Genomic DNA, 20,788 nt, shown 5'->3' on the forward strand with positions numbered 1-20,788 from the left:
AGCAGCCAAGAAGACTGGATCCAAGAAGAAGCCGCCTAAGAAGGCGGAACCAATCGCATCCAAGCCCTCGAAGGCGACCGGACGAACGTGGATGGGTGAGCCCACCAACAGCGACAACGCCATCCCGATCGGATTGCCGGGTCTGGGAAAGCGTCGTTGACTTCACGTGGGCGCAGCGAGTGGCCGCATGCTCGGTAGTCACCGGTCTTCATGTGGGCTCCATCCCACCACTGTCCACGACAACGCCGCCCAAGCGCGCTATGTGTCAGGGTCGATCAACGTCAGCTGATACCTGCTGAGCGGAAGGATGGCTACATGTCGGTCACGGGCAGCAGGCCGCGCTCGGCGAAGACCTCCTTCGCGACGTTCGTGGCGTTGAGGGCCCGCGGGAACCCGCAGTAGCCGGCGGACTGCAACAGCGCCTCGACGATCTCCGCCGGCGTGACGCCGACGTTGAGCGCGGTCTCTATATGCACCCGCAGCTGCGGCTCGCAGCCGCCGAGCGCGGTCAGGATGCCGATGGTCACCAGCTGTCGGTCGCGCGGCACCAGCTGCGGCCGGGAGTAGATCTCGCCGTAACCCCACGCCACCACCTGGTACGCCAACTCGGGCGAGACGTCCTGCAGCGACTCCACGACCGCCGGGCCGCTGCCGCCACTGACTTCATCGAGCAGTGCCATGCCCCGGTCGAAGCGGGCCTGCCGGTCTTCGTGCTCGGTCATGTAACCCACCCTATGACTGGGCCGCCACCCACGTGGCCGGGCCACGGGAAGCGGCGGATTTCGGCGCGCCGACTCGCGGCGGGTGACCTACAGGTCGACGAGCTGGATGTCGCTGACCCGGCCGCGCGCCGCGACGATTTCCCCACATCGCGGCAGGCCGGACATGACGGGGGTCCGGGCCGATCGCCAGTCCGAACCATGCTCACACTCCCAGCATGCCCTCTCACGGCACCTCGGACTTGCCGATCCCCACCAAAGATCAAGAAAAGTGGTCGGACCGCCTACTACCTGTCAAATCCTTGCGTAAGGGATGCGGCGTGGAGCACAGTGGACCGCCTGTTCACCGTTACTCAATGGGGAGTAGGCCAGATGGACAAGAAGGGCGCTGCCATCCTTGGCGGCATCCTGCTGCTGACGGGGATGGCGATCGGGGCCGGCAACCCATCACGCCAAATCGCGCCCGCCCAAGCCGCCGACGGATCCCGTGCCGGGCTCGGGCACTGGACCAGAGGGCGAAAACAGCTTGAGCGAGGGAAAGGCAGAGGTGATCAAGCAGCTCGAAGAGTCCTTCCGGGACCTCTACCTCACCTTGATCAGCATCATCCAGGGTGTGACTGTGGCTTTCCTGGCCGAGCACCTGTTCACCGGACCGCACCCCACCATCTGCATAGCAGGAGCCGACTACGGAGGTCCCATCCGGACCGCGCCGTGACCTCCCAAGGCCACCGCACGTGGCACGTTCCGCTCGTACCCCGGTCTCACCCCCTTTGGGCAGGTCAGGATCTGTAGCGCCGTCGGTTGGGTCAGGTGACACGATCGTTGCGCACCCACATACTATGAGGGTTTTGATAACCACAGCCTGGGAAAGCTCTGACCGGCTTCGCAGCATCCGAGCACGAAGAGGGGGACTCGTGTCTGGCACCGAGCCTGATGGCCAGCCTACTGGTCCGGTTGCCGGCTCCACCGCGAATGAGGTGTCGGGGACCGCGTCAGGACATGTGGTTCAGGCACGGTCCATCGGTGGTGACGTTCATTTCCACGCGCCCGCGGCATGGGCGCCGGTCCCGCGGCAGTTGCCGGCACGCGTGCCGTCGTTCGTGAACCGGTCGGCCGAGTTGGCCGCGTTGGATCGGCACGCCGCAGAAGCCGGGCCGGGAATCGCTGTGGTCGTCGGTGGCCCAGGCTCGGGTAAGACCGCCCTGGCACTGCACTGGGCGCATCGAATTCGTACCCAGTTCCGCGATGGCGACTTGTTCGTGAACCTCCGTGGCTACGACGCCGGTTCACCGCCGTCGACCGACGCCGTGCTGGACGGTTTCCTGCGGGCCTTGAACGTCCCGCCCGGGCACATTCCCGCGGACACCGACGCGAAGGCCGCGCTGTATCGGTCGCTTTTGGCCGAGCGCAGGGTTCTGATCGTGTTGGACAACGCCGCCGACGCCGAGCAGGTCCGTGCGCTTCTGCCTGGATCGGACGGCTGCGCCACCGTGATCACCAGCCGCAGCCGGCTGGCGGGGCTCACCGCCCGCGAAGGCGCCGCCCGGATGGACCTGGCGGTGCTGCCCGAAGCAGAGGCAACGGAACTGCTCCGGATGGTGGCCGGCTCCGACCGGATCGATGAGGCGCCGTCTGCCGCCGCTGAGCTCGCTTCCCTTTGCGGTTACCTGCCGCTGGCGCTGCGGATCGCTGGAGACTACCTGGCTTCGCATCCGTTCGAGGCCGTCATCGACTTGGTCGAGGCTCTGGCTGTGGAGGGCCAGCGGTTGGAGAGCCTCGGGGACGCCGAGCAGGCGGAGTCAGTGCGCGCGGTGTTCTCCTGGTCGTATCGGGGGTTGCCGGGGGAGTGGGCGCGAGCGTTCGTCGCTGTCGAAGGGTTCTTCCAAAAAGATCGCACACTAAGCGCCGGGAAAGAACCTAAACAGATGCGAACCATCCTGGTCTGATCTGCTGGAGAACGCCTTCGGCAACGAGGATGCGGCAGGCCGTTTCCCAATCGCGTGGTTCCTCAGACTCAGGAGCCGACTGCGTTTCGACGAAGGCGTCAAGGCGCCATGAATCGAATGTGCATGCGCCGTCCGATGTGAAGTCGATATCGACTTCCGCGCCGTCAAGAACAAATCGGCATCCCGCGCCGTGTACGTTGTATTCCAGAGCCTCGCCGATGACGCCTTTGGGGGCAATGGATCGCTGTGAACGTGCCAATCGAAGGATATCGCTGGGGCGATCCATACCCTTGAGATGGTCTCGTGCATACGCGTCGACCCTGTGGAGCGCGCCCAGGAACGCCAGGATGGCGTCACGGTCCTGAGCCACGGACATGCTTACCTGTACCTCACCTTGTCCGGCGGAACGCCCGCGCTTGTCATCGCCACTTCCTCGTCCCGGAATAGCCGTACGCCTTGACTTCATCCAGGGACAGCTCCCGGGTCTGGACGTTGATCCCCCGAACGTTTCGCGGCGAAGACGCGATGTGGGGCCCATCCTGCCACGCAGCGGCTGGCTGGGAACGCGGCCAGGGATTGAGAGGCGGTCCGGCCCAGAGCGTCGGAAGTATGGTTGAACCCTGACCTCGATGACTCAGCAGGTTGAGTCGGTTGGCCGTGGTGGCTGACGCTTTCTGTCGTGCCGTGTCGCTTGGCTGTCCGAAGGGTGCGTTCTGTTCAGAGGGTGATGTGCACCGGGTGCTTGCTGCCGGCCTCCAGCGTCGGCGTTCTGGGGTCGTAGCGAAGTACGAGCGCCTGTACGCGCAGGTGGTCGATCACCTCCTCGGGACTGGGTGGTATGGGAAGGGCGGCGCTGGCAGGTGCGCCGGTGATGACCGCGGCCGGTTCGGCGGCTGCGCGCGGTCTCGCGCACCGTCGGTCGTCTCCGAGATGTGGGGCTTCCTCGCCGCGCCACCCGGCCTGGGCGAATGGTCGCAGCGCTCCTCCTGGCTCGCAACAGACGCACCACTGTGCACACGAATGCTATCCAAGCGCCCAAGTAACATCGTGGTCGGATATAGCCGAAGTACCGCAGAATCCTTACACTTACATGGAAAGGTGCGGCGGATGTGCCGGGAGGGGCGCGTTGCGGCGCACGTTGCGTCGGCGGTGGCTTGTGCGGCTGGTGGAAGGGTGGGCACGTGGTCGTCGACATGTCGTTCCTGGTTGCCGACCGGGACTACTACGAACCCTGGGACACCGCCGACCCCGGCCCGCGCTACCGGGCCGGCCGGATGCCGGACGGCTGGATCCGGCGCGATCAGGGGGCGTGGACGCACTGGAGTCCGGCCGACGGCGTGCTACCCGATCAGGGCTGGAAGGTGCATGTGTCCAGCTCGCTGGCCAACGCGCAGTCCGTGCTGGCGGTGGTGGCGGCGACGGGTGCCGATCTGGGCGTCGCGTTCAAACATCTGGCCGGTCGCCGCATGTTCCTGCTGGCGCATGACAAGCACGCGGCGCGCGTGCAGAGCGGCAAGTTCTGCACGCTGTATCCGCCGACGCAGGAGTGCGCGTGGCTGGTGCTGCGCCGCCTGGAGAAGGATCTGGCGGGGATCAGGGGCCCGTTCGTGCTCACCGACCGCCGTTTCGGCGCGAGCGAGTGCGTCTCCTACCGTTACGGCGCGTTCCGCGGCCGAATGCGGGTCGATGCGGACGGTACCCGGGTGGACACGATCGTCGGGGTCGACGGCCGGGTGATCGATGATGAGCGCCGCCCGCAGTTCCAGCTGCCCGAAGGAATATCAGACCCCTTCGCAGCGGCGGCCGCCGAGCCCTCGCCGGGCCCGATCACCATGCACGGCTACACCTTCGAGTCGGTGCTGCGGCACAGCAACGCGGGCGGCGCGTACCGGTTCCGCTCGGCCGACGGCGAGTCGCTCTTCGTCAAAGAGGCGAAGATGAATAACGGCTACACCGCCGACGGCGAGGACGCGCGGACCCGGCTGGAGGCTGAGTACCTGGCCCTGCGGGCGGTCCACAGCGGCGCGCCCGGCCTGTGTCCGCGGCCGGTGGAGCTGTTCCACCACTGGGAGCACAGCTTCCTCGTCATGGAGCTGATACCCGGCATGTCGCTCTACCGATGGATGGTGACGCAGCATCCCGCGATACGGTCGGGAGCGGCCCGCGCCGAGTTCGCCGACTACTACCGCCGCTGCATGGGTCTGCTCGACCAGCTTGAGGAGCAGTTGGACCGGCTGCATGCGCTGGGCTATGTCTTCATCGATCTCAGTCCGACCAATGTGCTGGTCGACGAGGACGACCGGGTGCGGCTCGTCGACTTCGAGGCCATGCAGCCGGTCGAGGACGTTCGCAAGTTCATGGGGACGCCGGGTTACCAGCACCCGGACCCGCGGTCGGCCGCCGAGCGCGATGCCCTGGAACTCGACCGCTTCGGGCTGGCCGCGCTGGCGCTGATGCTGGTTTTCCCCCTGCACGACGTGGTCGAGCGCCATCCAGCGGCGCTCGACCATCTGCACGCCGACCTGGCCGAGTTCGCCCCGGTCGAGCCGCAGCTGTGGAAGCGCGCCACGCGCATTGCCGCGCAGAGCCAAGAGCATGTGCTGCCCACGCCGCAGGCCGTGCGTGAAGACCCGATCACCGCGCTGCGCTGGCTGAGCGAGAAGACCGCGGATGCCTTGGAGGCGATGGCGCAGCCCGACCATCCGGCGCGGGTGTTCCCGACCAACACGCTGGGCTACCAGACGGACACCCGTGCCGTCGCGGCCGGGACCGCCGGCGTGCTGTACGCGCTGCACCGAGCCGGCCGCGTCTGCGATCCGGCGATTGTCCGGCGGCTGCGTGATGAGGCTTTGGCCGCGGCCGAGACCAGTGCTCCCGGCCTCCTGTTCGGGAGCGCGGGAATAGCGAACGTCCTGGCGGAACTAGGGGAGTCCGACGCCGCCGAGACCCTGCTCACCGTGGCGGCGAAGCATCCGCTGAACGACACGTCCGCCACGCTCGCAGGCGGCGCGGCGGGCACCGCGCTCAGCCTGCTCATCCACCACCGCCGCACCGGCGAACAGCGGTGGCTGGACTCGGCGCAGCAGCTGCTCGAGCGCATTCCGGACGGCGATGAGCTCACGGCGCAACTCAGTGCGTCGAACAGGTCCGGGCTGATCGGTGGGCGAACCGGTGTCGCACTCGCCCTGTATTACCTGCATCGCAATACCGGTGAATCCGGCCTGTTCGACCGCGGCATGCGATTGCTGCAAGAAGAACTGGTGTACGCACAGCCGCTGCCGGAGGGCGGCCTCGGATTCAAGACGATGCTTGCTGACAGCCGCGTCTATCCGTATCTCTTCGCCGGAAGCGCAGGATATGCAGCAGTGCTCTGCCGCTACCTCGCGCGCCGCCCCGACGCGCAATTCGACGCAGCGTTCGGTGCGTTCGGTGCGGATGACGCCATGACCGGTCTCACCGCGGCTGAAGCGCTAGAGCGCTGCCTGAGTGCCTGCGCGGGCCGCTTCGCCGTGTTCCCCGGACTGTTCCCGGGCCTGGCCGGGCTCGCGGTGACCCTTGCCGACGCCGGAAGGCGGCTGGGGCGGCCCGAACTCGTCGAAGCCGCACTGGCCAGTGCGCGGAGCCTGTTCCGTTACGCGATCCCGGGCAAGGACGGGGTGGTCTGGCTCGGCGAGCCCGGACAGCGCATCTCCGCGGAGCTCTGGTCGGGGTCGGCGGGAATCCTGCTCGCCCTGACACGGCTGGCGAACACCATATCCAAGACTATTGATGAATGTTCGGATGGAACGCCCACAAAGAATGGAAAGGAGTGAACACCATGGAGGAGATCCTGCGTCTGCAGGCCGAGGTGGCCATCACCGAGGAACTGGTCTGCAACAACGTTCTCACCATGAGCAGCAGGGGGAGCATCTGCCTGTAGGAACCGCCTGACGAAGAGCCCGCTCAACCCGCCTGCCGGGCACGGTGCCGCCGTGCCCGGCAGGATAGCGCGTCCCAGGCCGACGATCTCTACGAGTTGGTCAGCGAACGACAGGGCCGCAGTCTGATCATCACGAGCCCCGAATCCCGTCGTCGCCGAGTCGCTCCTGGACAGGCTGATCAACACCAGTCACCAGGTCATCATGAACGGCCCCAGCTACCGGCCGAACAAGCGCCCGAAGAACCCGACCGCCAAGGACGAGAAGCGCGCGGTCAAGTAGCCGCGCGCACGCGGCGGCGCCGCCAGCACCTCGCAGGCCCTGGGAGCGACGATCACGCCTAGGGCCTGCGAACCGCGGACCAACCAGGCAATCGGTCATGCATGACTGCGATGATCGTGCGGTCGGTGCCAGACGGGACGAGGATCGGATGCTCGAGTGGTCTATCGGTTGAAGTTCTTCTGCCGAGCGGGCGAGATCGGTGCCGAGGAAGCGGTTGCACGCCTGCTCGACGAACTACTCGCCACCGGCGACCCACTGCTGGGCGAGTGGTTGGGCCCGTTCGGCGACGGCGTGGCAGCCTACTCCCTGGCGACAAGGGGCTCCGACGGGACGGCGCGGGCGGACTGGCTCACCATCGAACTGCATGTCGGAGTGGAGCAGATCGCCGATTCGGTGGTCCACGCAGACCCTGACTGCGACAAAGGCGTGTGGGGCTGCGACCTTCTCGCCGAGATCTCGATCAGCGGATACAACCCGGACTGGGAACTCGTCAACCGGATCTGGTCAGCGGCGGCCTCCCACTGGTCGGCCGTCGCTTGGGACGAGATGTCCGGCTTCGACATCCAGAACAGTGCTCCCGAGACCGGCTGATCGCATCCGGCCCGACAGCTCCCGTCACCGTGAGCGCCGCTCAGCACCTAGGGAATTGCGTGATCGCAGGTCTACGGAATAACGGGCTCTGGCGATGATCACGTGACATTCCCTGGTCGGCGTGCCGTGGTCCGGTCCGCTCTACGGGGTCCGGGAAGATGACCGGCGTGCCTATCTCAGAGTATTGATGCAATCATGCCGCATCTGCGGACGGTCGACGTTGATCGGGTCGAATCCGATGCGTCGTCGGTGACGTTGTCGGTGCGAGCTTCTGTGCTTGCCGCGGCGTGCTCGGAATGCGGGAGGCGGTCGTCCCGGGTGCACGGGCGTTACCGCCGGACGCTGGCGGACGCGCCGTCAGCCGGCCGCAGGACGAAGATCGTGCTGGCAGTACGGCGTTTCAAATGCGTCAACGACGCGTGCTCGCGGTCGACGTTCAGCGAGCAGATCCCGGGCCTGACGACGCCGTTCGCCAGGCGGACGCCGGTGCTGACCGACGCGCTGGTGGCGATCGCGCTCGCGTTGGCCGGTCGGGCCGGTGCCCGGCTGGCCTCCCGGATCGGGATGCCGTGCAGCCGTGACCTGCTCATCAAGATGATCCGCACGCAGCCCGTGCCCGCGGTCCCGGCGGTGACGGTGCTTGGTGTCGACGATTTTGCGATAAGGCGAGGCCATTCCTACAACACGATCCTGATCGACATGTCCACGCATCGGCCGGTCGACGTCCTGCCGGACCGGGAAGCCGCGACGCTGGCCGCGTGGCTGGCCGACCACCCAGGCGTCGAAGTCGTGTGTCGTGACCGGGCGTCGTCCTACGCGGACGGCGCCCGCACCGGAGCGCCCGACGCGATTCAAGTGGCTGATCGCTTTCACCTGTGGCAGAACCTGTGCGAGGCGGTCGGCAAGGCGGTCAACTCCCACTATCACTGCCTGCGCGTTCAGGCCGGGCCGGTCGCCCCGGAACCGCCGGTCGCAGCTTCTGCCGCCGTCGAGCCGGCGCCCAAGGCCGCCTCACGGACGGAACGGCGGCTGGTCATACGAACCCGCGAGCGGTTCGAAGCGGTGCAGGCCCGCCTGGAGGCCGGCGCGTCGCGGTCGGAGATCGGCCGCGAGCTGAACCTGGACCGGCACACCGTCCGCCGGTTCGCCGACGCCACCACACTTGAGGAACTGCTGGTCAAGTGCGAGAACCGGGTGACGAATCTCGACGGCTACTTCGAACAGGTCAACGAGCTGTGGAACTCCGGCGTAACCAACGCCACCGTGATCGCCGAACGGATCAGGCCGCTGGGGTTCACCGGCAACGTGCAAACCGTCCGCCGCTACCTGCGCGACTTCCGCGTCCCGGGGACCAGCCCGAGTCGTCCCGACCCGCTCCGCCGACGGCCGGCACCATCCGGACCGGTCGTCCCCAAACCCCGGAAGATCAGCCGATGGATACTCAGCCACCCCGACCACCTGGACGCCGACGACACCATGGCGATCAAAGACCTGCTCAGCCGGTGCGAGCATCTGCACCGTCTGGACGGGCACGTGCGCTCCTTCGCCGCCATCATGACCAGCAGACGCGGCGCCGAGATCGAGGAGTGGATCCAGCGCGTCGAGGCTGACGACCTGCCCACGCTGCACTCCTTCGCCATCAGACTACGCCGCGACCTGGCCGCTGTCATCAACGGCCTGACCCTGGAACACTCATCCGGTGCTGTCGAGGGCGCCGTTACGCGCGCGAAGTTCCTCAAGCGGGCCGGATACGGCCGGGCGAATTTCGATCTCCTCAGACTGCGCATACTCTTGGCTCCCTGATCTCGCCAGGCGCATCCTCTACACGAAAGACTCACAGCATGTCGACGCTAGAGTCCATGGCGCGTCTCGTCGCGCTCATGCCACCGCCAACGGAGGCTGCCCGCACCGATTGGGCTGAAATGGAGCGCACCTGGGGGACGCGGTTCCCTGCGGACTTCAGGTGGTTTATTGACACCTATGGCCCCGGCTCCGTTGGAGACTACCTGGTCATCGGCCGTTGTTTCGGTCCCCCTAGCTCCGAGGACTGCGTCGACGTCGAGGCCGGTGACCGTCCGTTTCCGGAGCCATACGGCCTTCTGGCCTGGGGCGGCAATCCTGACGGTGACGCGTGCTTCTTCAAGACCGCGGGGGACCCCGAGGACTGGCATGTCGTCATCTGGCGTCGACACCACGCCTTCCGCGAGCCGACGTCTCGGGAGTATCCATGCGGACTGGTGGAGTTCTTGCTTCGGACATTCGACGCAGATCTACCTCATCAGCCGTTCAGCGGCACTGACCTTTGGGGACAGCAACACCGCCTTACATTTCAACCCGAGGAGCACTTTCCTACGTGACATGTGTCGTCACGTGATCATCGCCAGAGCCGAATAACGCGATCGTCGACACTCAGCCGCTGAGTATCTGATTCGCTGGGCACGCTGATCCCATGACCCATGTCCGCGCCGCGGCCGCTGGACGCCCAGCTCGCGGACCTGACGACGGTACTTGTCGTGTTCATGCACGGACATCACCGGTCTCGCGTCTCCTGACGCGCACCGACTTGTCCGCTACCGTGGACGGCATGGCCGAGGCTTCAGCGATGCAACGACTTCCCGACCCGGACCCGGTCTTCGGTGCCGACGCCATGCCGGAGGAGCTGTTCGAGCAGCTGCTCGACGAGTCCGGCGAGCGCAATGGCGCCGCGTATACCGCGATGGCCGATGCCGAGGCGACCTGGTCGTGACGTTCCGGCTGTCCGCCGAGCAGATCTGCCGGATCAACCAGGCTTGCGGCGGTGATGGCGTGCCTCGCGACCCGGCGATCCTGACCGTGGCCACCGCCGCTGCTTACGGCGTTGTCTGGTCGCCGCGCGCCCAGGCGTGGCAGCTGGAATACCCGGATCCGGTCGACCGAGCCGTGCACCTTCTGGTTGACCTGATCCGCTACCGGCCGTTCGTCGTCTCGAACACCGCTACAGCCATCCGCGTCATCGACGTGCTTCTCGCCGCCGACGGCATCGTGCTCACCCTGGAGCCGGAACGCGCTGCCGCCTGGGCCGAGCAAGCCGTCCATAACCACATGCGAGCGCCCGCGTGGATGAAGACGTGGCTGTCGCCATGGATCAAGCGGCCCGCCTGACCAAGGCCGCAGAGGTCTCCGGTTCGGGGAACACACGAGCAGTCGCGGCACCAGTTCTGATCACACCGCGAAGCCCGGCATCCCAGGCCCTGGCAGCCGCCGGGCACCGCGGTCGGCCGTTCACGGCTGTCGGCTACCGTGTCGGCCCGTGGACACCTTCGCCCAGTCCGATACTCCAGGCCCGCGCGTTGCGCTGCGCACCATCGCCTTCGAGTGGGGCCGGATCGGCTGTATCGGGTTCGGTGGTCCGCCGGCGCACATCGTGTTGTTGCGCGCCCTGTGCGTGAAGCGCAACCGGTGGCTGACCGAGTCCGAGTTCGAGGACGGCATCGCCGCCACCAACCTGCTGCCGGGACCGGCCTCTACCCAGCTGGCGATCTTCTGCGCGTGGCGGCTGCGCGGCCGGGCCGGGGCGTTGGTCGGCGGCCTGTGTTTCATCGTTCCCGGGCTGGTCCTGATCCTGGGGTTGTCGGCGCTGTTCTTGGCCTCCGACGCCCCGCTGTGGGTGAAAGGCGCGGCGGCCGGGGCAGGGTCCGCGGTCGCCGCGGTGGCCGCGCACGCCGCGTTCAGCCTGGTCCCGGCCAGCCGCGAACGCGCCGGGACAGGCCGCGGGGCCCGGGCGCGCTGGGCGGGGTATCTGCTGCTCGGCGGGATCGGCGCGGCCACGATCGGGCCCTGGCTGGTCCTGGCCCTCATCGGCTGCGGCGTGGCCGAAGCCGTCATCAGAACCCGGCCCCGCATCACCGGGTCCGCGGCCGGGGCGCCGATCCTCGCCTTCCCGGCACTGACGCTCGGCACGTTGGCCGCCGTGGCCTGGGTCGGCTTGAAAGTCGGTGCACTGTCCTACGGCGGCGGCTTCGTCATCATCCCGCTGATGCAGCACGACGCCGTCCATACCTACCACTGGATGACCGCACCGCAGTTCCTGGACGCGGTCGCGCTCGGGCAGATCACCCCGGGCCCGGTGGTGCAGACCGTCGCAGTCGTCGGCTACGCCGCCGCCGGGATCTGGGGCGCTCTGCTGGCCGCCGCCGTCGCGTTCGCCCCCTCCTTCGCGTTCATCCTGCTCGGAGGCCGCCACTTCGACCGGCTGCGCCACGACGAGCGCGTCCAGGCGTTCCTGTCCGGCGCGGGACCGGCCGCGATCGGCGCGATCGCCGGCGCCGCCATCCCCCTCGGACTGGCCCTGACCCACTTGTGGCAGGTCGGGGTCCTTGCCACAGCGGCCCTGTGGCTGCTGGCCGCCGGGCGCAGCGTGGTCACCGCCCTGCTCGGGGCCGCCGCCCTCGGCGTCATCGCCGCTTTGGCCGGGGCGCCGGTCGGCGGCTGAGAACTGGCGGAAGCAAAGGACCGCTTCCGCCACACCGTGGTCGATGCCGCGGCATTACATGCAGAAGTTGCTATATGTTAATGTCTCAGTCGGCGATCGGCCGGCTACGGATGTGGTATGCGAGCCTGGCCGGTCGGCCGCCATGTCCCGTACCTGCCATCCGGCGACGAGGAGACCGTCTAGATGAGCACCGCGACCGAGCACCGGCCCCACACCGAACACCCGCACGTTCACGGCGAGAGCTGCGGCCATGTCGCGCTCCCGCACGGCGACCACACCGACTACGTCCACGACGGACACATCCACCGCGTCCACGAAGGCCACGCCGACGAGTGCACGTCGGCCGAGCACGCCGCGCATGAGGAGCACACCCACCGGCATGGCGCGGACTGCGGCCACGTCGCGGTGCCGCACGAGGGCCACACCGACTACGTCCACGAAGGTCACCGGCACGCCGCCCATGAGGACCACTGGGATGAACACTGAGTGACTTGGCGGTGCCCGATACTGGGAACGGTTGTCATATGTTAACTTGTGCATGTGACAACCGTTCCCGAAATCGCGGGCGAGGGCACCGGCAAGGGCACTGACGATCTGCACGCGGCCAGCGAGCTACTTAAAGCCCTGGCCTCCTCAGTGCGGATCGGCATCGTGCGTGAGCTGGCCGACGGTGCCAAGCGAGTCCATGAACTGGTCAGCGCCCTGGGCGTGAGCCAGCCTCTCGTCTCCCAGCACCTACGGGTGCTGCGGGCGCACCGGATCGTCACCGCGCAGCGTCAAGCGCGCGAAGTCGAGTACGCACTGCCTGACGAACACCTCGCGCACATCGTGCTGGACGCTATCCGGCACGCCCAAGAACGCTGATCCGAAGCGCGCACACAGCCGCTCCACGACCGCCGCGACAGAGGGCCGCAAAAGCCTGTTTACGCGGTAGGCGGTTCAGCAGCCACAGCCCGGACGGCAGGCGTCGCCCGGGGGAGCCATCGAGGGTAACGCCGGTGCGCAGCAGCTGTCGTGGCGCCACGCGCTTCGGCCTTCTGCGATCGCGACCGCCGAAATGGCCAAAGCGGCGATCGAGTCGGCGAACGTCCAGCCCAAGACCAGGTTCGCCAGCAGCCCGAGCAGTACGACGGCGGACAGATACGTGCACAGCAGGGTCTGCTTGGAGTCGGCGATGGCCGAGGCCGAGCCGAGTTCGCGGCCTGCCTTGCGCTGTGCGGCGGACAGCACCGGCATCACAGCCAGCGACAAGGAGGCGAGCGCGATCCCGGGAACCGAGTTTCCGGCGGAGTCGGCGCCGGTGAACGCGCGTACCGCGTCGATGGCGACGTAGATCGCGAGAGCGAAGAAGGACACGGCGATCAAGCGCAGCGCGGTCTTCTCCCGCGCTTCCCGGCGGGCGCGATCGGCGGCGGAGAACTGCCAGGCCACGGCTGCGGCGGAGGAGACCTCGACGACGGAGTCCAAACCGAACCCGATCAGGGCGGTGGAAGACGCTGCGGCACCAGCGGCTAGAGCGACGGCCGCTTCGATGAGGTTGTAGGCGATGGTGGTGGCCACCAGCAGGCGTATCCGGCGCGTCAGCAGGTCGCGGCGGGCCGGTGCCGGGCCGAGGCTGAGGCCTGCGGCCATCAGCAGCAGCCCTTGGTGTCGGCGTCGGCGCAGTGGCGGTCGTGCTCCACGGCGACCACCGCCTGGCGCAGGTCGCTCAACGCGTGGGCGAGGCGGGGGTCGGCCAGTTCGTAGCGGGTCATGCGGCCGACCGGCACGGCGACGACCAGGCCGCAGTCGCGCAGGCAGGCCAGGTGGTTGGACAGCCGGGTCCGGGAGACGCCGAGCCGCTCGGCCAGATCCGAGGGGTGTGCCGGGGCGTCGCACAGGGCCAGCAGCAGGCGGCAGCGGATCGGGTCGGCCAGGGCCCGACCGAAGCGGGCGAGGACTTCGATCTCTGAGACGAGCGTCAGCATGACCCGAAGATACAGCACTTCCTGAATTCAGGGAATCATGAACTGAGATCACGTGGTGTCGCGCGTGCAGTCCGCGCACAATCCGACCAGCTCTATGGTGTGCTGGACCTGGCTGAACCCGTGCCCGGCGGCCACGTGGTCGGCCCAGTCCTCGATCGTCGGCGAGCTGACCGGGACGTCGAAGCCGCAACGCCGGCACACCAGATAGTGGTGGTGGCCGGGGGTCCTGCGGCGGCGGAACAGTTCCTCGCCGCCCTCGCCGCGGACGGTGTCGACGCTCCCGGCCTCGGCCAGCGCGTGCAGGGTGCGGTAGACGGTGGACAGCCCGACCTGGTGGCCGGCGGCCTGCAACTGGGCGTGCAGGGCCTGGGCCGAGACGAATCCGGGCTGCTCGGCGAGCGCGCCGGTCACCGCGCGGCGCTGCCGGGTCCGTTTGGCGAATCTGGTCTGCTCCTTGGATTCGGCCGAGGCCGGCTCGGTGTCGTCGGCATGGAGGTGTCCGCTCATGGCCGGGTCATCCGTTCGCGCTGTTCGGAGTGGTGAGCGTGCCGGCTATGACGCGACCGGGACGACACGCTGGTCGACGGTTCGCCATATGCGCCGGAGCCGCGTCGCCGCGAAGGCCAGCAGATAGAACGTGGTCGCGGTGGTGATGATGGCGAAGCTGGGCGGGATGCGGGGGAGCAGGTAGGAGGCGGTCAATCCGATCCACACCGCCGCCACGGCCAGTGCCGCCGACAGGCCCAGGGCCCGGTAGGGCCGGTCGGTGAGCAGGATCGCGGTCCCGGCTGGAGCGGCGATCAGGCCGAGCAGCAGCAACGCGCCGACCACCTGCGTCGCCTCGGCGGCGGTGGTACCGACGACGGCCAGGAACGCGAAGCCGAGCAGCCGCACCGGCACGCCGCGAGCGGCCGCGACAGCCTCGTCGACACTGGCGAACAGCAAAGGTCTGGCGACGAACAGAGTCGCGACGACAACCAGTGTCGCGATGAGCGCTGCGGTGCGGGCAGGTCCTGCGGTGATGCCGAAGACGGAGCCGAACAGCACGGTGACGCCGGCCGAGCCGTTGGCGTGGCTGCGGGAGGTGGTGTACAAGGTCAGGAAGAACACGCCCAGGCCGAGGATCCAGGCGAAGACGTTGCCGATGACGACATCATCCGCACGTCCCCGCCGACCCAGCGCGCCGAGTAGCAGTGCCACGGCGATGGTGGTGGCGAACAATCCGATCCGCAGGTCCACGCCCAAGGCCAGCGCACCGAGGGCACCGGTGAAGGCGACGTGCGACAGGGCATCGCCGGTGAACACCTGCGCGCGCAGCACCAGGAAGTAGCCCACCAGCCCACATGCGAGCGCTATGGCGGTGCCGGCCAGGAAGGCGTTGGCCATGAAGGGGTGGTCGAACATCTCGGACAGCCCGGTCCCGACCACGGCACGCGCTCTCATGACAGGCTCCTGATCGCGCGCCGGCGCGGCCCGGCCTTGGTCGACATCTGAGCCGTGACATAGGCGCCGAAGGCGAAGGTGGTGACGTAGAACCCGATCGGATAGGGGCTGTAGTAGGCGACGATCAGCGCCGCCCACGTCACGGCGATACCGATGACCACGGTGAGCGCCAGACTTAGAGCGGGACTCGCTGTGATGACCTGCGCGGTGGCGGCGGGCATGACGAGCAGGGCGAACACCAGCAGCGCGCCGGTGATCTGGCTGGCCTCGGCCGCCGCGGTGCCCAGCAGCACCAGGAACAGCGCCGACAGCAGCCGGACCGGAACACCGCGGGCGGCGGCCACGTCCGGGTCGATGGAGGCGAACAGCAGCGGGCGTCCGATCACCGCGAGGATCAGCAGCACCACAGCGGTGACGGCGGCCAGGAGCAGCACCTGTCCGGCGGTGATGCCCAGGAAGCTGCCGAACAGCAGGCCGTTGACCGTGTCCTGCAGGAATCCCTTGGCCAGCGCGGCGAACAGCAGCCCGCAGGCCAGCAGGAACGCCTGGATCGTTCCGGTCAGTGCCGACTCGGCGGACAGCCCCGAGTCCACAGTACGCCTTCCGGTGGCGGCGGCCAGGACGAGCGCGGCGGCGATGCAGAACCCGAAGTAGCCGTAGCTGATGCTCACGCCGAGCAGCAGCGCCGCGGCGGCGCCGGGGAAGCCGACCACGGCCAGGGTGTGGCCGGCGAAGGACTGGCGGCGCAGCACCATGAACCAGCCGATCACCCCGGCCAGCACCGCGACGATCGCGCCGGCGCGGAAGGCGTTGACCATGAACGGGTACTGCCAGATCTGCCACAGGTCGGTGAGCGGGTTCCACGAGAGCCCGGAGCCGCCCGCCGCGCCGGCACGGAACAGCCCGTCGCCGATCACAGCGCACCGCCGATCGCGTGCCTGTCGGTGTGCAGCGCCGGGGCCTCGGGTCCGCCGACGACCACCAGGCGGCCGTCGGAGGTCTTCAGCACCTCGATCGGCGTCCCGTACAGCCGGCTGAGCGTCTCGGAGGTGATGACCTGCTCCGGAGTCCCGGACGCCGCACCGCCCTCGGCGATGTAGACGACCTGGTCCAGGTGGTGCAGGATCGGGTTCACGTCGTGCGCGACCATCAGCACACTGACGTTCTCGGCATGGCAGATCCGGGCGATCAGCGCCGCCACGCTCGCCTGGTTCGGCAGGTCCAGGCTGTCCAGCGGCTCGTCCAGCAACAGCAGTCTCGGGCGGCGTATCAGGGCTTGGGCTATCAGCAGCCGCTGCTGTTCGCCGCCGGAGCATCGGCCGATCGGCCGATGCGCGTATCCGCTCGCGCCGACCAGCTCGATCACCTCCCGCAACCGGTCCCGCGCGGCGCGGCGGCCGGCCCGGCCGGACCCGCCGCGCGTCAGCGACGGCAGCGGCAGACCCCAGCGATCCCCGTCGAGCCCCATCCGGACCACGTCGATGCCTCGGATCCGCAGCGAAGGGTCGAAGGAACGGCGCTGGGGCAGGTAGCCGATCTCCCCGCTGGCCTTGCCGGGAGCCCGTCCCAGGACACGCACCTGTCCAGCCGCGGCCGGCAGCAGCCCGAGCAGCACCTTGACCAGCGTGGACTTGCCCACCCCGTTCGGCCCCAGCACCGCCGTGAACGTCCCCGCGCCGACGTGCAGATCCACGTCGTGCCACAGAACGCGACCGCCGACCTTGACCGCCGCACCGCTCAGGTCCAGCACCGCTGCATCCGCGGCCGGCGCGTCCCTGGAGGCGTCCCCGTCGGCGCCGCCGGCCGTGGTCGCTGTCGCCTGGGGCACGTCGTGCCGCGATGTGCCCCTCGCGGCCCGGCGCCGACCGGTCGTCTTCACGTTCACGCTTCGCCTCTTCGGTTAAGTGGCCGGACTACTTGCCGGTGGCCTGGGCCAGGGCACTTTCCAGGCTCTGCAACTGGGCGCTCTGCCAGTCCTGGAACGGGGTGCCGGCCGGGGTGAGGGTCTCGGTGACCGTGGCGACCGGGATCCCGGCCTTCTTCGCCGCTTCCACCTGCGTGGCGATGTCGGGGGTGGAGTTCTGCGAGTTGTAGACGTAGACCTTGATCTGCTTGCCGCTGATCTGCTGGTCGATCGTGGTCTTGTCGGCCGCCGAGACGTCCGTGCCCTCGCTGATCGCCTTCAGGAACGAGTAGGGCGTGAGCATCTTCAGCCCGGTGGAGTCCGCCAGCGGGGAGACGATCGACTCCGACGCCCCGATCGGCGTGCCGGCGTACTTGGCCTTGATGTCGGCCTCCAGCTGGTTGTACTTGGCCAGCGTGGTGGTCTCGAAGTTCTGCTTCTGCGCGTCGAAGTACGCCGCGTCGGCCGGGTCGAGCTTCTTGTAGTCGGCGGTGATCTGGTCGATGACCTTGTAGACGCTGTCGTGCGAGTACCACTGGTGCGGGTTGTCGCCGTCCTTCAGCCCCAGCAGGTCCCCGACGGTCAGGACGGTGCGGGAGGGGCTCGGGTTGGAGGCGATGAACGTCTCGGTCCAGGCGTCGTAGCCGACGCCGTTGTTGATGACGTACTGCGCGGAGGCCACCGCGCGGCCGTCGGCGGCGGTGGGCTCGTAGGCGTGCGGGTCGGTGTCCGGGTTGGTGATGACCGAGGTCTCGGTGACGTGGTCACCGCCGAGCTGCTTGGCGATCGAGCCCCAGAAGTCCTCCGCCGCCACGACAGCGATCTTCGTTGAGGAGCCCGTCGTGCCCGTGGCGCCGGCCGTGCTGGTCGCGGACTTCTCCGACGCGGTCGAGCAGCCTGCCGCAGCAGTCAGCAGAGCCGCGCCGGCCGTGGTCGCGGCGATCAGCCGGGTGCGGCCCCGGAAAAGGCTGGACGACCTGGTGTTCAGCATGGCCGAACCCCCCTTGATAATGAAAACGGAATTCAAGTTCATCTGACGGGTCCACCATAATGAAAACCGTTTCCAGTCCGCAAGCCCCCTCCGGCACCGCGGCCGCCTTCCCGGCGTGGCGCCGACGGCGACAAGTGAATTCGGCGAGTCGCTTGACACGTCCCTTGCGAGCGGGGACGCTTTACCCACTGTTGAAAACAGTTTTCATCTTCATCTGAGAGGCTTCACGCAGTGAAAGTCGCGTTCGTGGGCAAGGGCGGCAGCGGCAAGACCACGCTGTCCGCGCTGTTCGCCCGGCAACTGGCCGCATCCGGCGCACCGGTGGTCGCCGTCGACGCCGACATCAACCAGCACCTGGGCGTCGCCCTCGGCCTGGACGAGGATGCGGCCGCGCTGATCCCGCCGCTGGGCGCGCATCTGAGCGAGATCAAGGACTACTTGCGCGGCCACAACCCTCGGATCGCCGATGCCGCGACGATGGTGAAGACCACCCCGGCCGGAGCAGGCTCCCGGCTGTTGCGCCCCGGCGGCGGCGATCCGTTCCATCAGGACTGGAGTGCCATGGCCGGTGGCGTGCGGCTGCTGGCCACCGGCCCGTTCGCCGAGGACGACCTCGGCGTGGCCTGCTACCACTCCAAGACCGGCGCGGTGGAGCTGTACCTGAACCACCTGGTCGACACCGCCGACGACTACACGGTCGTCGATATGACCGCCGGTGCCGACTGCTTCGCCTCCGGGCTTTTCACCCGCTTCGACGTCACGTTCCTGGTCGCCGAGCCCACGCTGCGCGGGGTGTCGGTGTACCGGCAGTACCGCGACTACGCCGACGGCTACGGCGTCACCGTCAAGGTTGTCGGCAACAAGGTCACCGGCGCCGCCGACGAGGCGTTCCTGCGGGAGCACGTGGGGGAGGACCTGCTGGCCTGCTTCGGCACGTCTGGTTACGTCCGGGCCGCCGAGCAGGGCCGTATCGCAGGCATCGAACATCTCGAACCCGCCGGACGCCAGGTGCTCGACACACTGCGTGCCGCTGTCGACGTCCGCTCCAAGGACTGGGCCACGTTCCAGGCCCAGGCCGTCGACTTCCACCTGCGCAACGCCCGCGCCTGGGCGAACACCGCCACCGGCACCGATCTCAAGACCCAGATCGACCCCGACTTCCGGCACGGACCCCAGGCCCTCGCCCTGATCCCGGCCTGACCCGCTATCGCTTCACCCCGCCGGCCCTTCACCAGAAAAGGACTCTTCCCATGTCGCTGGACGTCTCCCCGCGGCTGCTCGCCCAGGCCGAGACCGGCGAGGTCGACCCCGCCGCGTTCCTGGACACCGTCCGCACCTCCCTGCCCTACGCCTACCACCTGATCGAGAACCTCACCTCCGAGCTGAACACCGGAGCGCGAGAGTTCGCCGACAACCTCACGCCGCCGGCCACCGAGGCCGAACGCGGCCAGCTGCTGCGCGCCCTGGCCAGCGACTCCATCCGCCGCGCGCTGGAGAACCACTTCGGCGTACGCCTGGCCTTCCAGAACTGCCACCGCGTCGCGGTCTTCCCCGTCGGCGCCGCTGACGGCGACACCTATCGCCGCTTCACTTCACAGCGCGCGCAGATCCTCAACCAGTCGCCTCTGTTACGCGACTGCTGAGGCGATCGGATCACCCGAACCACCTGAACGACACCATAGCCGGGATGGTGGTCGGGTCATCGCGGACCACGACGGCAGCGGCGGTCTCCAGTGCGAGGTCGGATCCGGCCTCGCCCATGGCGACCTGCCTGCCGTCGACCGCGCGTCAGCAGATGACGTGGGCGTCGATGGACGTTGCGATGCCCGCGGTGACGGTCGCGGTGGCCACGCCGGGGTTGCAGCCGCTGTAGCTGGAGATCACGGTGTAGTTGCCGTCGGGCAGGCCCCCGACGGCGAGGCGGCCCGAGACGTCGGCGGTCTCGGAGTGGTTGACCGGGCCGGTCCAGGTGACGGTGGCGTTGGCGGCGCCGGCGTTGACGATGATGCCGCCCTGGCCGATGCCGGGGGCGTTGATGATGCCCGGTGACTGGGGTCGCCGACATCGGTACAGCGGTTGGCGCTGAGAACGATCATGGTTCCTGGGTGGCGGGCTCTGAGTTCGGGTGAGGCTGGGTCTGGAGTCGCTGGCGGAGGTCAGCTTCGTCGGCTGTGAGCGGGTCACCAGGGCGTCGGACACGGACCCGGCGGGGGCGAGGGATGTGGTCGACGTCCTGGAGGTCGGCGAAGTCGGCGTGTGCCTGGGCGACGGCCTCGGGGTACGCCTCCGTCTTCTCGTGCTCGGCGAGCGCGCGGTAGATGCTCGCGACCCTGGGGGCCCGGCCCTTGCGCTTGCCGGTGACGCGGTCCGCTCGATCGAGAGGCCACGACCCACCCCAAGCCCCAGACGACAGTCAACATCACCACCGACGACACTGAGCCGAACGGGTGACGGGCCGGGCTCTCACGGATTCAAGATCATCCCATGGCCTCTTTTGGGCTCACCTCAGTTCCCCACCTACACACGCTCTCCCTCACGTTCTGGACGCACGACCTGCT

23 protein-coding genes are annotated in these 20,788 nt (G+C 68.2%); 13 read left to right on the top strand and 10 right to left on the bottom strand.

Annotated elements, in window-relative coordinates; all coding sequences use genetic code 11:
* Nucleotides 1-311: 311 nt before the first annotated feature.
* Nucleotides 312-722 carry a carboxymuconolactone decarboxylase family protein gene (locus tag JF597_RS01910; RefSeq protein ID WP_293987682.1) on the bottom strand — a complete coding sequence of 137 codons (411 nt, stop codon included), beginning with the start codon at nucleotides 720-722 and terminating at the stop codon, nucleotides 312-314.
* A 544-nt stretch (nucleotides 723-1,266) separates the two neighbouring features.
* Between JF597_RS01910 and JF597_RS01915 the strand changes: the two genes are divergently transcribed.
* Nucleotides 1,267-1,434 carry a hypothetical protein gene (locus JF597_RS01915; RefSeq protein WP_293987685.1) on the top strand — a complete coding sequence of 56 codons (168 nt, stop codon included), beginning with the start codon at nucleotides 1,267-1,269 and terminating at the stop codon, nucleotides 1,432-1,434.
* Between the two features lie 199 nt (nucleotides 1,435-1,633).
* The gene (locus tag JF597_RS01920; protein ID WP_293987688.1) at nucleotides 1,634-2,665 is read left to right on the top strand and encodes an NB-ARC domain-containing protein; all 1,032 of its coding nucleotides are present in this window, start codon (nucleotides 1,634-1,636) and stop codon (nucleotides 2,663-2,665) included.
* Here the strand turns inward: JF597_RS01920 and JF597_RS01925 are convergent.
* Complete coding sequence (locus tag JF597_RS01925) at nucleotides 2,637-3,041, bottom strand: hypothetical protein (RefSeq protein ID WP_293987691.1); 405 nt, start codon at nucleotides 3,039-3,041, stop codon at nucleotides 2,637-2,639. The genes JF597_RS01920 and JF597_RS01925 overlap by 29 nt on opposite strands.
* An 805-nt stretch (nucleotides 3,042-3,846) precedes the next feature.
* Between JF597_RS01925 and lanKC the strand changes: the two genes are divergently transcribed.
* From lanKC to JF597_RS01970, 9 genes are all read left to right on the top strand, one after another.
* Complete coding sequence (lanKC, locus tag JF597_RS01930) at nucleotides 3,847-6,477, top strand: class III lanthionine synthetase LanKC (RefSeq protein WP_293987694.1); 2,631 nt, start codon at nucleotides 3,847-3,849, stop codon at nucleotides 6,475-6,477.
* A 543-nt stretch (nucleotides 6,478-7,020) separates the two neighbouring features.
* Complete coding sequence (locus JF597_RS01935) at nucleotides 7,021-7,455, top strand: hypothetical protein (protein WP_293987697.1); 435 nt, start codon at nucleotides 7,021-7,023, stop codon at nucleotides 7,453-7,455.
* Nucleotides 7,456-7,650: 195 nt separating this feature from the next.
* Nucleotides 7,651-9,258: an ISL3 family transposase gene (locus JF597_RS01940; protein WP_293987700.1), complete on the top strand. Its 1,608-nt coding sequence runs from the start codon at nucleotides 7,651-7,653 to the stop codon at nucleotides 9,256-9,258.
* 56 nt (nucleotides 9,259-9,314) lie between these two features.
* The gene (locus JF597_RS01945) at nucleotides 9,315-9,812 is read left to right on the top strand and encodes an SMI1/KNR4 family protein (RefSeq protein WP_293987703.1); all 498 of its coding nucleotides are present in this window, start codon (nucleotides 9,315-9,317) and stop codon (nucleotides 9,810-9,812) included.
* 227 nt (nucleotides 9,813-10,039) lie between these two features.
* Nucleotides 10,040-10,201: a hypothetical protein gene (locus JF597_RS01950; protein ID WP_293987706.1), complete on the top strand. Its 162-nt coding sequence runs from the start codon at nucleotides 10,040-10,042 to the stop codon at nucleotides 10,199-10,201.
* The gene (locus JF597_RS01955; RefSeq protein WP_293987709.1) at nucleotides 10,198-10,596 is read left to right on the top strand and encodes a hypothetical protein; all 399 of its coding nucleotides are present in this window, start codon (nucleotides 10,198-10,200) and stop codon (nucleotides 10,594-10,596) included. Before JF597_RS01950 ends, JF597_RS01955 begins: the two co-directional genes overlap by 4 nt.
* 148 nt (nucleotides 10,597-10,744) lie before the next feature.
* Nucleotides 10,745-11,926 (top strand): chromate efflux transporter, encoded by a 1,182-nt coding sequence (chrA, locus tag JF597_RS01960; RefSeq protein WP_293987712.1) that lies wholly within the window; start codon nucleotides 10,745-10,747, stop codon nucleotides 11,924-11,926.
* 183 nt (nucleotides 11,927-12,109) lie between these two features.
* Nucleotides 12,110-12,412 (top strand): hypothetical protein, encoded by a 303-nt coding sequence (locus JF597_RS01965; protein WP_293987715.1) that lies wholly within the window; start codon nucleotides 12,110-12,112, stop codon nucleotides 12,410-12,412.
* 54 nt (nucleotides 12,413-12,466) lie between these two features.
* A complete protein-coding gene (locus JF597_RS01970) occupies nucleotides 12,467-12,790 on the top strand; it encodes a metalloregulator ArsR/SmtB family transcription factor (RefSeq protein WP_293987717.1) in 324 nt (107 codons plus the stop codon).
* A 75-nt stretch (nucleotides 12,791-12,865) separates the two neighbouring features.
* Here the strand turns inward: JF597_RS01970 and JF597_RS01975 are convergent, their stop codons facing one another.
* Genes JF597_RS01975 through JF597_RS02005 form a run of 7 tightly spaced genes read right to left on the bottom strand, consistent with a single transcriptional unit; the run spans nucleotide 12,866 to nucleotide 18,230 of the window.
* Complete coding sequence (locus tag JF597_RS01975; RefSeq protein ID WP_293987720.1) at nucleotides 12,866-13,558, bottom strand: cation transporter; 693 nt, start codon at nucleotides 13,556-13,558, stop codon at nucleotides 12,866-12,868.
* Nucleotides 13,558-13,893: a metalloregulator ArsR/SmtB family transcription factor gene (locus tag JF597_RS01980; protein WP_293987723.1), complete on the bottom strand. Its 336-nt coding sequence runs from the start codon at nucleotides 13,891-13,893 to the stop codon at nucleotides 13,558-13,560. Before JF597_RS01980 ends, JF597_RS01975 begins: the two co-directional genes overlap by 1 nt.
* Before the next feature lie 48 nt (nucleotides 13,894-13,941).
* Nucleotides 13,942-14,400 carry a Fur family transcriptional regulator gene (locus JF597_RS01985; protein ID WP_293987726.1) on the bottom strand — a complete coding sequence of 153 codons (459 nt, stop codon included), beginning with the start codon at nucleotides 14,398-14,400 and terminating at the stop codon, nucleotides 13,942-13,944.
* Nucleotides 14,401-14,445: 45 nt separating this feature from the next.
* Nucleotides 14,446-15,336: a metal ABC transporter permease gene (locus tag JF597_RS01990; RefSeq protein WP_293987728.1), complete on the bottom strand. Its 891-nt coding sequence runs from the start codon at nucleotides 15,334-15,336 to the stop codon at nucleotides 14,446-14,448.
* Complete coding sequence (locus JF597_RS01995) at nucleotides 15,333-16,253, bottom strand: metal ABC transporter permease (RefSeq protein WP_293987731.1); 921 nt, start codon at nucleotides 16,251-16,253, stop codon at nucleotides 15,333-15,335. Before JF597_RS01995 ends, JF597_RS01990 begins: the two co-directional genes overlap by 4 nt.
* Nucleotides 16,250-17,221, bottom strand: coding sequence for an ATP-binding cassette domain-containing protein (locus JF597_RS02000; protein ID WP_293987734.1), 972 nt, complete (start codon nucleotides 17,219-17,221; stop codon nucleotides 16,250-16,252). Before JF597_RS02000 ends, JF597_RS01995 begins: the two co-directional genes overlap by 4 nt.
* Before the next feature lie 28 nt (nucleotides 17,222-17,249).
* Nucleotides 17,250-18,230 (bottom strand): zinc ABC transporter substrate-binding protein, encoded by a 981-nt coding sequence (locus JF597_RS02005; protein WP_293987737.1) that lies wholly within the window; start codon nucleotides 18,228-18,230, stop codon nucleotides 17,250-17,252.
* Between the two features lie 231 nt (nucleotides 18,231-18,461).
* Here JF597_RS02005 and JF597_RS02010 point away from each other — a divergent pair, with 231 nt between their 5' ends.
* Both JF597_RS02010 and JF597_RS02015 read left to right on the top strand, forming a co-directional pair.
* The gene (locus tag JF597_RS02010; RefSeq protein WP_293987740.1) at nucleotides 18,462-19,430 is read left to right on the top strand and encodes an ATP-binding protein; all 969 of its coding nucleotides are present in this window, start codon (nucleotides 18,462-18,464) and stop codon (nucleotides 19,428-19,430) included.
* 50 nt (nucleotides 19,431-19,480) lie between these two features.
* Nucleotides 19,481-19,873: an SCO5389 family protein gene (locus JF597_RS02015; RefSeq protein WP_293987745.1), complete on the top strand. Its 393-nt coding sequence runs from the start codon at nucleotides 19,481-19,483 to the stop codon at nucleotides 19,871-19,873.
* Nucleotides 19,874-20,018: 145 nt separating this feature from the next.
* Here JF597_RS02015 and JF597_RS02020 read toward each other — a convergent pair whose 3' ends face one another.
* Nucleotides 20,019-20,429, bottom strand: a complete 411-nt coding sequence (locus tag JF597_RS02020; RefSeq protein ID WP_293987748.1) for a carboxypeptidase-like regulatory domain-containing protein — start codon at nucleotides 20,427-20,429, stop codon at nucleotides 20,019-20,021.
* Nucleotides 20,430-20,788: the final 359 nt, after the last annotated feature.

The organism is Streptomyces sp. (genome assembly GCF_019510245.1).
In the GTDB taxonomy this organism is placed as follows: Bacteria; Actinomycetota; Actinomycetes; order Streptomycetales; family Streptomycetaceae; genus Streptomyces.